General features: G+C 27.4%; 15 protein-coding genes. All 15 read right to left on the reverse strand.

Features of this window, described 5'->3' with window-relative positions; translation table 11 throughout:
• Nucleotides 1–163: 163 nt before the first annotated feature.
• Nucleotides 164–325, reverse strand: coding sequence for a hypothetical protein (locus VJI93_RS04390; protein WP_323999615.1), 162 nt, complete (start codon nucleotides 323–325; stop codon nucleotides 164–166).
• Between the two features lie 47 nt (nucleotides 326–372).
• Nucleotides 373–1,020: an ABC transporter ATP-binding protein gene (locus tag VJI93_RS04395; protein ID WP_323999614.1), complete on the reverse strand. Its 648-nt coding sequence runs from the start codon at nucleotides 1,018–1,020 to the stop codon at nucleotides 373–375.
• A 15-nt stretch (nucleotides 1,021–1,035) separates the two neighbouring features.
• Complete coding sequence (locus tag VJI93_RS04400; protein WP_323999613.1) at nucleotides 1,036–3,249, reverse strand: hypothetical protein; 2,214 nt, start codon at nucleotides 3,247–3,249, stop codon at nucleotides 1,036–1,038.
• Between the two features lie 83 nt (nucleotides 3,250–3,332).
• Nucleotides 3,333–3,641 (reverse strand): hypothetical protein, encoded by a 309-nt coding sequence (locus VJI93_RS04405; RefSeq protein WP_323999611.1) that lies wholly within the window; start codon nucleotides 3,639–3,641, stop codon nucleotides 3,333–3,335.
• Between the two features lie 160 nt (nucleotides 3,642–3,801).
• The gene (locus VJI93_RS04410; RefSeq protein ID WP_323999610.1) at nucleotides 3,802–4,035 is read right to left on the reverse strand and encodes a helix-turn-helix transcriptional regulator; all 234 of its coding nucleotides are present in this window, start codon (nucleotides 4,033–4,035) and stop codon (nucleotides 3,802–3,804) included.
• A 125-nt stretch (nucleotides 4,036–4,160) separates the two neighbouring features.
• Nucleotides 4,161–4,790 (reverse strand): hypothetical protein, encoded by a 630-nt coding sequence (locus tag VJI93_RS04415; RefSeq protein ID WP_323999609.1) that lies wholly within the window; start codon nucleotides 4,788–4,790, stop codon nucleotides 4,161–4,163.
• Nucleotides 4,791–4,997: 207 nt separating this feature from the next.
• Nucleotides 4,998–5,648, reverse strand: a complete 651-nt coding sequence (locus VJI93_RS04420) for a hypothetical protein (RefSeq protein WP_323999608.1) — start codon at nucleotides 5,646–5,648, stop codon at nucleotides 4,998–5,000.
• A complete protein-coding gene (gene trmL / locus VJI93_RS04425) occupies nucleotides 5,648–6,145 on the reverse strand; it encodes a tRNA (uridine(34)/cytosine(34)/5-carboxymethylaminomethyluridine(34)-2'-O)-methyltransferase TrmL (RefSeq protein WP_323999607.1) in 498 nt (165 codons plus the stop codon). The genes VJI93_RS04420 and trmL overlap by 1 nt, the downstream gene beginning before the upstream one ends.
• Nucleotides 6,146–6,156: 11 nt before the next feature.
• Entirely contained in the window at nucleotides 6,157–6,813 is a 657-nt protein-coding gene (locus tag VJI93_RS04430; protein ID WP_323999606.1) for a YoaK family protein, read from the reverse strand.
• Between the two features lie 128 nt (nucleotides 6,814–6,941).
• Nucleotides 6,942–8,120, reverse strand: a complete 1,179-nt coding sequence (locus VJI93_RS04435) for a DUF819 family protein (RefSeq protein ID WP_323999605.1) — start codon at nucleotides 8,118–8,120, stop codon at nucleotides 6,942–6,944.
• 187 nt (nucleotides 8,121–8,307) lie between these two features.
• Entirely contained in the window at nucleotides 8,308–8,820 is a 513-nt protein-coding gene (locus VJI93_RS04440; RefSeq protein WP_323999604.1) for a GNAT family N-acetyltransferase, read from the reverse strand.
• Between the two features lie 50 nt (nucleotides 8,821–8,870).
• Entirely contained in the window at nucleotides 8,871–10,403 is a 1,533-nt protein-coding gene (locus tag VJI93_RS04445; RefSeq protein WP_323999602.1) for a ClC family H(+)/Cl(-) exchange transporter, read from the reverse strand.
• Nucleotides 10,404–10,484: 81 nt separating this feature from the next.
• Nucleotides 10,485–11,192, reverse strand: coding sequence for a pseudouridine synthase (locus VJI93_RS04450; RefSeq protein ID WP_323999601.1), 708 nt, complete (start codon nucleotides 11,190–11,192; stop codon nucleotides 10,485–10,487).
• A 1-nt stretch (nucleotide 11,193) separates the two neighbouring features.
• The gene (locus tag VJI93_RS04455) at nucleotides 11,194–11,784 is read right to left on the reverse strand and encodes a hypothetical protein (protein WP_323999599.1); all 591 of its coding nucleotides are present in this window, start codon (nucleotides 11,782–11,784) and stop codon (nucleotides 11,194–11,196) included.
• Entirely contained in the window at nucleotides 11,784–12,665 is an 882-nt protein-coding gene (locus tag VJI93_RS04460) for a DMT family transporter (RefSeq protein WP_323999597.1), read from the reverse strand. The genes VJI93_RS04455 and VJI93_RS04460 overlap by 1 nt, the downstream gene beginning before the upstream one ends.
• Between the last annotated feature and the right edge of the window lie 32 nt (nucleotides 12,666–12,697).

A 12,697-nucleotide genomic window follows, 5' to 3' on the forward strand; every position in this document is an offset into this window, starting at 1 on the left:
CATAACTAAAATGGCAACAAAAAACTAAGCTCCAAAAAGCTATTAAATTTCTGTCTCATAATAGTTATCTAATTAACATTCCTTCCTCCTGAATTTTTTATTAATTTTTGATATATCTCTACATCATTTAAATTCTAACACAAACAAATTAAAGTGTCAAATTTTAATTAAAGTAAATAAGTATTCCCACAATTACTAAAACTAAAAGTATTCCTAAAATAATATTTTTTCTTTCTAATTTTATTTCTCCATCTAATTCTTGAGATTTTTCAAAAAGTACATACACAAAAGGAGATAGCTTTAGACTACCTCCTCTATATATCATATATAATACTTCTAGCCCTTATATCCCATCATACAATATTAGTTCTGTTACAAATTTGATATATCTATAATCATATCTGCTTGATTCGCTATTTCTAGATTATGTGTAACTAAAATGATAGTTTTCCCATATTCATCTCTCAATTTTTTTATTAAATCAAAAACGATATCAGCCATCTTATTATCAAGCGAACCAGTAGGTTCATCTGCTAAAATTAAATCTCCAGGTTTTAAAATACATCTGGCAAGAGCGACTCTTTGTTGTTCTCCTCCAGATAGTGTATTAACTTTCTTATTTGTTAAATGTTTTATTTCCAATTCTCTAAGAATTTTATCAATAAGTTTATTTTTTTCTTTTTTTGATAAATCCATAAACTCCATTGCTATATATAAATTTTCTTCAACGGTTATATCATTTATCAGAGCAAATGACTGAAACAAATAATTAATTATATTTCTTCTAATTAATACAGCTTTATGACTATTAATTGATGGTATCTTTTTACCCCTTATTTTTATAACTCCACTATCAACACTTTCAAGCATTCCTATCATATTCAATATAGTGCTTTTACCAGATCCAGATTTCCCCACAATAGCTATAATAGAGTTTTCAGGTACACTAAATGTTAAATCCTTTATTATATGTCGATCCCCAAATCTTTTATTTACCGAGTCAAGTTCTAATATATTCATCCTAATTCCTCCAAATCATAATTTTAAATAGTCAACTATCTTTTTAAATTCATTATTTATCATAATTATATAAAAAACAATTAACTGTAAAATATTGATTACTGATATATAGATAATACCTATCTTGGACTTCAACATAACTATAGCTACTAAATCAGCTATCATAATAAACAATATTATTAGAATTGGAGTTTTATATATCTTAATGTTATCATAACCCAAAAATCTTTTTACAAATATTATTTCTTTATATGATACTTGAAATAATGATATAATTGTAATTAATAATGATATTATAATAAACGTTATAGCAATTATCATAACGAAAAATAATTGCACTGTCTGCCAAAGTTGCTTTTGAAGGCCATCGACAAATAACTTTATTTTTGAAAACTCTATGTTATTATCATCTAAATTAAATTTTGATAAATATGTTGAATCTAAATACTTTGATACTGCATTTTCATCAAGTTTCATATAACTTGACCTCAAACCCTTTGCAACTAAACTTTCAGATTCTTTATATGTCATATTATTTGGCGTTGTAAGTAAAATAACAGGATTTTTTACATTTAAAGATTTCTCCAAATCAGTATCCCACGAGAAAAAACGACCTTCAAAATGATAATTTATAAAATCAAACTTTTTTTCTTTATTAAATACAGTTTCTATGTCATCTTCTCGAATACCTCTTGTGTCTTTTTCTTTTAACCAATTTTTAATAACATTACTATCATCTTTTGAAATGTTATCTGGTATTAAATATACTCTATATCCTTGTTTTGCCATATTAATAGCATTTTCATTTACATTTATTCCCATTTTTTTCAAATAATTTGGAGACATCTTAAATACCCACAAAGGTCTATTAGGAATAAATTTATACAAATTATTTGCTTTATAATCTTTAAGCATTGTATCTGAAAAGTATGTCGTATTAATAATATAAACCCCTTTCTCTTCAGAAATGGATTTATACCAATTATACATATCCTTATAAAATTCCTTTGACTGATGGTTAAAGCTACTTTGATCATTGCCTACATTAACAGATTTCAATATAAAATAGTCGGACACCTCATTCCACTTTTTAGCAATTTCTGTATTTTTCTGAATCTCGCTATACGGACCATCAATATAACTACATCCAAGTATCATCAAAACATTAAAAATTACATACAATATCAATCCGGATACAATATACATTCTTTTTGGAAATCTATCTATTATTGCATTAATCGGTTTTACCAAAAATATAAAAACAGACGATATCACAAGCAATAACGAAATTATTAATAAATTAATTATTCCTATTGCTAACATAAAACTGAAGTAGAATATCGAAAAGAATGTGCCTTCTGTCAAATAAATACCGTATCCTAAAAATAAGAAAATAGATAAAAAGCCTAGTAAAAAATATGGTGTATATAATTTCACGGCAAAATTAACCCTTGACCATCCTTGTAATATAAGTTTACCAAGTGTAGGGAGTGCCTTTGCAGTCATAACCACAAATAAAGAAAGCAAAACAACACTATGTACTATTAAACTAATCCACAAAAATTTCTGCATTATACCTCTTTCTAAAGTATAACCAGATTTGTTGTTTAAAAGTACATCTTTAGATATTCCACTACTCTTAGACAACCCATCAATAAAAGAATCTATATTTTCTTGAGTCAATCCAAGAATTTTATATTCTCCATTTATGGTTTTTGTTTCTCTAACAATTTGATCTAGTTTTTTCACTACAATATTATTACCAAATCTAAACTTAGGTATTCGACCAATACTATTTAATGACGATTGTTCAATACCAAGTATTGTATCATCCTTACTATCTAATACTTTTTTTATATCGTTTTCTTTTATGACATTCTGCCCCAAGAATGAAAAATCAATCTCATCTTTGTTTTTCTCATAATTTCCATAAACAGCAATATTCAATCCACCAATAGACCCATCCTTATTTAAGATAAAATCTCGTCTTATATAAAAAATTTTATGTTCAAATGAATAATTTTTCATATAATTTAATGTACTATCTATGTTTTTCTCAGGTATTGATTTTAAATTCATATTAACTGCAGAAGTTGGATAATCTAAAATTTTATCTAAATATCTAGCATCCATATGAAAGGACGCTACCAAGGCAAGTAACATACCTTGAGTAACGACCATAACATATGCTAAATACTTTAGAACTCTATTTTTGGAAAAAACATTCATAAAGTATCTCTCCGAACATTATTTAAAAAAAATCAAGCACTCAGTTAATTGAAAAATCTGAGTTCTCAACTTCACAATACATATTATCTACAATTCCAATATGCTCTTGCAGTTCCAGCCCCAACAAATTCTGAAGCCTCCGCCAAAATACCTGGATCTTGCCATCCAGAAGATGTGCTATTGGCTGTTGCTGAATGTTCATATTCAGAAGACTGAACTTTAGAATAGCTATATACTGCCCATTTTCGTCCATATTGCCAATAAACAGCTGAACCTTTATAATATACAGTTTTAGTTGCTGCATATGCTGTAATAGGCATCGCACCTAATATAACTCCTGTTGCCAATATCGCAAATATTTTTTTCTTTAAACTTCTTCTTAAATTTAACATTTAAAACCCTCCTTAACCAGATATAAATTTACAACAATTTCATCCTAAGACTATAATTCATACATCAAACCGGTCTCCATTCTTATACCTTTGAGGATTATAATTATTCATAAAGTTTTCCTTTCCTTTTCACCCTTATACAACTGATTAAATCTAGTTATTATCTACAGCAGTCATGACACGAACATTTATAACTTTCTGTTCCATCTATGTCAAACAGCTGATATACACAAACTCCTAATGCCCTTGCAATATTATCTGCAACCTTTAACGTAGGCATCGTTTTCCCTGTTTCAATCTTATTCATGCTTATTCTTGATATTCCAACCTTTTTACCCAATTTGTGTTGAGATAACCCTAATGGCTTTCTGTATTCTTCAATTCTATTCTTCAAATTTTTACCTTCCTCCTATGGTTAACATAAGTTTACCATAATTATTTTTAATTGTCAATAATTTTTGATTAAAATTTACTATATATATATATATATTGTAAAATCTACATATACAAATATCAAAATTAATTAAAGTAAATAAGTATTCCTGCTATTACAAGCACCAAAAGTATTCCCAAAAGAATATTTTTTCTTTTTATTCTTTTATCTTCATATTCATCTGCAGATTTTTCAAAATCATTAAGTATATCTCTAGGAATTGAAATCCTATTTACCTCTTTTTTTGCTCCGTCTTTATAAGTATAGTAAAGCTGTTCTCCATCAATTATTTCATAGGAATAGTTTCCGATACTATAACCACTTGCATAATTAGAAAAATTAGAATTTGATGCAGAAATAATACTTTTTTCTGTAAACATCTCTGGTTCCAAATTATCAACCATAGTTTTTGCCATTTCTAAATCAAAATTATACTTGTCTTTTACATATTTTACAGCTTCTATTTTTCTATTTTCTCTTATCAAAATATATAAATCATTATCATATATCCTAGAAATAATTGAATTTTTAAACATATCGTGAAAGTCTTCTTTTGATAATCCATGATTTTTTCCTTCAAAATATTCCAAGGTTTTTGTCATCTTATCAACTGTTTCTTTTGCATCTTTAAAATCCATATCATATTTATTTTTTATATATTTTACAGCTTCTTCTTTTCTTTTTTGTTTTAATAAATCATATAATACTTTGTCCATTACTCACTCCGATATAATCTAAGTAAATTTTCAAACTTTTTAAATTTCGAAAAATATTCTACATTATCGTAGGTTATTTTTACCTTTTGTATTTGCAAAATAAATATTTGAATTTGGATTTTTTGCGAAAAACTTTGATTTTTTCTTAGACAAAAAGTTTTAACTTATCTTAATAATCAAAGCTTATTCTTTTTAGAATGTCAAATTTTAATTAAAGTAAATAAGTATTCCTGCTATTACTATAATTAATAGAATCCCCAAAATAATATTTTTTCTTTTTGCTTTTCTATCTTCATAGTCCTCTGCATATTTTTCAAAGTTTTGTTCAAAGCCTTTTAGTATATCTCTAGGAATTGCAGTCCTATTGACTTCTCTTTTTTCTCCATCTTTATATACATAGTAATGTTGTTCTCCATTCCTCATTTCATAAGAATAGCCTTCACTAGTATAATCATTTCCATAATTAGAATTTATTGACTTTGATGCAGAAATAATATTTTTTTCTGTAAATGTCTTTGGATCATTTATATCTAAACTATCAACTATATTTTTTGATATTTTTAAATCAAAATTATATTTTTCTCTTACATATTTTATAGCATCTACTTTTCTATTTTCCTTTACCAAAGCATATAAGTCATCATCAGATATTTCAGATTCCTCTAAATTTCTATCTTTATACAACAAATCTTCTTCTGATAAGTCAAGATTTTTTCCATTAAAATATTCTACCTTTTCTATCAACTTATCAACAGTTTCTTTTGCTGTTTTAAAATCCATATCGTATTTATTTCTAATGTACTTTACAGCTTCTACTTTTCTTTTTTGTTTTAATAAATCATATAATTCTTTATCCATTATTCACTCCAATGTAATCTATGTAAATTCCCAAATTTTTCAAGTTCTGAAAAATCTTGTTGTCTTAGTGCTTCATATAAAACTATTGATACCGAATTTGATAAATTTAAGGAACGAATTTCTCCCCACATCGGTATTCTTACACAATGTTCTTCATTTTTAACTAAAATTTCTTCTGGTATTCCTTTACTCTCTTTTCCAAACATTATATAATCATTTGGAGAATATTCTACCTTATCATAGGTTCTTTTTGCCTTTGTAGTTGCAAAATAGATATTCGCATTCGGATTTTTTTCGTAAAAATCTTCAATATTTTCATAGACAAAAAGTTTTAACTTATCCCAATAGTCAAGACCTGATCTCTTTACCATTTTATCATCAAGTGAAAAACCTAAAGGTTTTATCAAATGTAATCTAGTGTCGGTTGCGACACATGTTCTACCAATAGCTCCCGTATTAAAAGGAATCTCGGGTTCTAATAAAACTATATTAAACAAAATCTCCTCCTTTATTTTTCTCTATCTATAAACATAATAAAAACACAAATAACAAGTGAAATAGCACTTATTAAAATTGTCTTTATTCCTAAAAAATTACTAAATTTACTACCTATAATCGCTCCAATAATAAAACATAGTATAACTCCAAAATACATTAAACTATATTCTAAAAACTTTTTATTTTTAGTATAAAAATACTCAGCTAGATTGTGAGTTCCACCTCTTAAATTTCCAATACACATTGTTGTAGAAAAATCTATTCCACATACTTTTTTAAAACTTTGAACTTGTATCCCACAGGCAAAAGATGTCATTGCATTTGCTGTTTCGTTCATATTTTCCGGAATAAAAGCCACACAAATAAGTAAAAATATCTCAAAAATAACGGCATTTTGTCGCCAATGTAATTTATAATCCCCTTTTTTTCTAAATAAATCAGCTAAAAAAATTCCAAGAGTAAAAAACGATATTGGAAAAGCATATTTTAAGCACATTGCCCAATTTCCTTGAGATGCATGAACACCCAATAACAACATATTTCCAGTTTGTGCATTTGCAAAAACTTGTCCTCTTAAAAGGTACGAATATGCATCCATAAGTCCACCACTTAACGCTAAAAATAATGCAACTTCAATGGATTCGGACATTTGTATTGCTTTTTTCATATATAAAACTCCTTTTAAAACATTCCCAAAATAGTATATACCAAAAGAACTTTTTTTACAAGTTTTATATTTGTATATTTTCATAAAAAAGAATGGTCTACAAAATAGACCATTCCACTAAAAAATTGTTATGCTAACATCGTCAAGAATTTTGCAACTCCAATTCCGAAAAAGGTTCCGGTGATAACTCCGATTAATGCCATTAATACAGCTATAGGTACCAATGATTGTGAATATGCAGCTGCAAGTACGGGTGAAGAAGCTACTCCGCCTATGTTTGAAAGAGAAGCTATACCACAAGTGAATAAATCAAGTTTGAATACTTTTCCAATTATAGCCATTAAAATTCCATGAATTGCAAGAATTACAAAACCTGCTAAAATATATGCCGGAGCTTGAGTAAGTTCCAAGAAATTTGCATTTGATGCAATTAATCCTATTAGCATATATAATAGTACATTTGAAACTTCAGGAGATCCTGGAATTCTTGCAAGTGGTGTCATTGCAAAAATAACTCCTAGGATTGTTGTTATGATTATAGTCCAACCTGTTGCTCCCATAAATGCAAGTGCAGGAACTTTTACCATTTCATTTCCTATTATTGTTGTAACTGCTGTAACTCCAAGTGCAACACTCAATAAGAAAAATATATCTTGGAAAGTTATCTCTTTACTTATTGTTGAAAATTTTGCAGTTAGATGTTCGTTTATATTATCAATTTTTGAAGTATCAGCCTTTGTCCACTTATTAAATTTATTTGCAAATGGAACTAAGAATAATAAGAACATTATCCATATTGAATAATCTATTGAGTCAATCAATAATGTATAACCCATTCCTGAACCTTCAAGTCCTACTGCTTGTTGTACCGCAACCATATTTTGTGTTCCGCCAACCCAACTTCCAGCTAAAGCTCCAAAAGTTAAAGGTGCATTAGATGCAAGATTTCCTTTGAAGATAAGAAATGCCACAACAAAACCAATCATTATAGTAAATGTTGCAGTAAAGAATGAAATTATCATTCTAGGACCTAATTTTGCTATATCTCTAAGGTCCGCTCTTAACAACATTAAAAATATCATTGATGGTAATATCGCATCTTTTAAAACGCTTCTAGCTTTTGATACACCTTCAACACTCATATCCCAAACACCTAGTGTTGATAAAATCATAGCACCAAAATAGATTATAACCAATGCTGGAACATATTTAAAAAATATTCCATTTTTAAACTTCTTTTCCAAGTAAATTACTATACCTGAAACAAAAAATAACAGAGCAACAAATTGAAATCCATCTGTAATCATAAAAAAACCTCCTAAAATAAATTTTCGACAAGAAAAAAATCAAAAAAATGTATTGATAAATTTTTCTTATCCACTTCATTTTACCACTATAGGCAATCGTTGTCAAATATTTGATAATAAATATCTATATTTGCATTGCTTTATTACACAAAAAATGATTAGACTTTAATCTAACCATTTTAAAAAACTATTTATTTAAACATAATATAATTGACGTTTCATAATCTCCATTAGGATATTCAAATGGATTTACCAAATCTTTAAATCCTAGTTTATGATAAAAATTGATTATTTTATCATTATTAAATTTCTTAGTGGATAATAAAATTTTATCCCCTTCAAAATTTTCAATTAAACATTTCATCAATTTTTTTCCATATCCCCTACCTTGATATTTTTCAATAACTGCCAATTCATTAAGCTCAAAAGTGCCTTTATACCAATCAATTCCACTTGGCAACTGTGAATCTACTTGCATTGCCCACCAATTTTCTTTTAAAAAGTCAAAGCCATATACAAATCCAATTAACTTTTCATTTTCAAAAGCTCCAACAATTTTTATATTATTTTTCAAACTGTCATCAATTCTAGTAATTAAAAAATTAGCAGAAAAATCATCAGCCTTAAAAACCTCTTTGTATATCTTTGCCATTTCGACTTTATACTTTTCAATTTCCTCTAAAGTTAATATTTTAATCATAAAATTACCCCCAATTTTTTAATCAATAATTCTAAATCATTCCTCATTTTTTAATTATTTTGGCAAATCTTTTGTAATTCATTAAATGTATCAAATAATTTGTTTTCACTTACAAGTATATTTATAACATCTCCGTTTATTATTGTAGTTTCGCCATTTGGTATTATTTCTTCGACTCCTCTGTCAATATTTATAATTAACATACCCTTTGGAAATTCTACTTCTTTTATCTTCTTGTTTTCTATCTCACTTCCGATTTCAACAACTATACTCATAGTCATTTTTTCTCCATCTTTTGAGCTTGCAATATGTTCTTTTTCCATTAATCTCTCTAAAAGATATTCGTAAATAGGTAGTGATTTTAAATAATTTGGTATGGAATAAGTTATAAGGCAAATTATTGAAAGTGGTAATAAATAGGAAAGATTACCAGTCATTTCAAAAATTAAAATTATTGAAGTAAGTGGTGCTCTAACTATTGCAGTCAAATATCCTGCCATTCCAAGAATTATAAAACTATTTATATAAATAGGATCTATGATTTTTCCAAAAATTGTTCCGATAGTTGCTCCCAAAACTAATATAGGGAAGAAAATTCCACCAGGAACTCCTGAACTAAAACAAATTATTGAGAATAGTAATTTTACTACAAAAAGTAAAATCAACATATAAATTGGAAAATCAACAGTTTGTAACTCTTTCATCAAGAAACCGCCACCACCTAACAAATTAGGTGTAAATATTAAAATTACTATAGGTAGTAGAAAATACGGAATCAGTTTAAATTCTTTTTTTAATTTTAATCCATCTTGAATTTTCATAAAAAATTCCATTAAAAATATATAAAGAACTCCCAAAACAGATAACACAACTGCAAATAAAATTAAAGTCCAATAATTTATCAATGGTAATTTTTCAGCTAGACTAAAATTAAATACTGTTTCTGTTCCATATAGTATTTTTGAAACTAAATCTGCAGTTATTGTAGCTGCCATACAAACTACCAAAAGTTTTTTACTAATATGGCGATGTACTTCTTCAACCGCAAATAAAATCCCTGCAACAGGTGCATTAAATGCAGCTGCAAGTCCTGCACTTGCACCGCAAGTTATTAAAAACTTTTCAACTGTTTTGTTTTTCTTTAATTTTCTTGAAACTAATTTTCCACTCATTGCCCCTATTTGAATTGATGGACCTTCTCGACCAACTGAAAAACCTGCCAAAGCAGTTAAAGCTCCACCAAAAATTTTTGCAAATAAAACTTTTGCAGGATTTGGATTGATATATCCCTTTATTTCTGCTTCAACTTGTGGTATTCCTGATCCTCCACAAAATCTTGACATTCTCTTAATTTTTGTAACTAAAAAAGAAATAAAAACAAGTGCAAAAAAAATAATTGGATAAATATAAAAATGACCTTTACTGAAATTTATGATTGCTCCTAAAATACCTTCTATTCCATGAATAATATAACGATAGAAACTTGAAAATCCCCCTGCAACTATCCCAATCAAGATTCCATAAAAAAGTAATTTTAAATCTTCCTCTCTCTGATTATTACTAACATTTTCTAAATTTTTCATAAAAACTCCTAAAAATAAATATCTTACAATTATTTTATCATAAAAAGAGCAATAAAAAAAGTTTTGACAATAATCAAAACTTTATTTAAATATTTCTTTTAATTCATTACTTGTAATTTCTCGATACTCTCCAAGTTTAAGACTATCGTCTAAATTCAAATTTCCGATGCATACTCTTTTTAGTTCTACAACTTCGTTTCCCACATATTCCAACATTCTTTTTACTTGATGAAATTTTCCTTCTGAAATTGTAAGGTAAATTTCCTTTTTTGAAATTTCTTCAACCTTTGCATTTTCAGTTGTAAAATCTTCTTTTTCAAAGTAAATTCCACTTTCAAGACTTTCAATTTGTTTCTCTGTAATCTCATTTCTTAAAGTAACAAAATATTTTTTATTTACTTTTTTCTTTGGATTTGTTACATTATAGGAAAATTTTCCGTCATTTGTTAAAATCAAAAATCCTGTTGTATCTATATCAAGTCGCCCAACTGGAAATAATTCCATATTGGAGTATGGAAATTCAAGCAACTCTAAAACTGTAGGAAGTTTTGTATCAAAGGTTGCACTGATATAGTCCTTTGGCTTATTCAACATCAAATAAGTAAATTCTTTATAAATTACAATTTCATCTTCAAAAGAAATCTCATCTTTTTCAATGTCAACCTGTGTATTTGGATTTTTTTCAAATTTTTCATTCAGCTTAACTCTACAAGTTTTTAAAAACTTTTTAACTTCACTTCTTGAGCCAATTCCCATATGGCAAAGAAATCTATCAATTCTAATCTTCATTTTATCTTGTAATTAACTTATTGCTATTAGTAATATTTTTATATTTTAATGAATATTTTTCGAAAAGTCCATTTACAAAAGCCTCTCTAAGTTCGTGATATACAGAAACTTCCATATCAAATTCATTAAAATATTGTTTATGAATGTCATTATAAAGTACAAATTCCAACTCATTTTCTTCTTCCCTAATTACAGAAATTGAAACATCACAAGGTAGTCCGTCAAGTAAAGTGTCCATTAGTAATTCATAAGCATCTTGTAAGGATGAAATTTCATATTCTGGAAAAGTTGTTCCATACTCAAAAGCAACTTTTTTAATTTCTTCAAGTGAAATTTTCTTATCAAGTAGTTTTTTTACAACATAGGCAAATCTTATCTCAACATTTGAAACTGCCATATGTAACCAGCCATGAATGTTACTTTGATCTATTACTTCTCCTAAATCTTCAGAAATCAAAGCAGGAAATAGACTTTCTACTTCATCTCTTTCTTCTTTATTTAAAAATTTTTCTTCTACTGAAAAAGTTAATTTTTGTGCTATTAAAATCTTATCATACATCCAAAAATGTATTGGTGCTAAAAATGCGCTCATTATTTTTTTCTCCTTCTCAAATCATTATTTAAAGATAGTAGCAATACTGCTAAAACAATCAATCCACAACCTATAACTTTAAAAATAGTCATAGATTCGTTAAGGAAGAATATACCCAAAATTACACTTGTTATTGGTTCAAATGTACATAAAATTGATGCTGTTGTGGCTCCACAATATTTAACCCCAAGTTGCAAAAATGCATTACCAAAAATTGAAGTTAAAAATGAAATTAAGATTGTAAGTCCCCAAGCCATTGGTGTAAGGACAAAAGTAAGCTGTCCACTAACTTTACCAAGTGCAAAAAGTCCTACAATATTGAATAAACTGATGTATAAAGTACATTTGAAAGGATCCATATGTTTAAAACCACTTTTATCCAGATATACTAAGAACAAACTATATGTTACACCTGATAGTGCAGCTAGAAATATCCCTAGTGCACTTCCTCCTGTAATCTCATCAACCAACATTACAATTCCTATCATTGAAAAAATAAGTGCAGATAATTTTTTTAAAGTAACTTTTTCTTTAAAAAATAAAATACAAATAAAATAAACAACACAAGGATAGATAAAATGTATAGTAGTTGCCATTCCAACAGAAATATAATTATATGAAGCATAGAGTGCTGTTGTAGTTATTCCTATACCTAAAAAAGAAAGCACAATAAAATGAAGAAACTCTTTTTTTGTAATCTTCATAGGAGTATGGTTTTTTCTCATTCCTACATATAAAAACGGTAGTCCCAACAATGCCCTTAAAAATGTAAGAGTGATAGCATTGTTCCCACCATCATAGGTAAGTTTTGCAAGAATTGGTGTAAAGCCGAAAACAAATGCAGAAATAATTGTAAAAATAATACCTTTAATAAAATTCATAACTACCTCCTAACTTCATAATATTTATATTT

The organism is Parvimonas sp. M20, from assembly GCF_035282425.1.
Classification (GTDB): Bacteria; Bacillota; Clostridia; order Tissierellales; family Peptoniphilaceae; genus Parvimonas.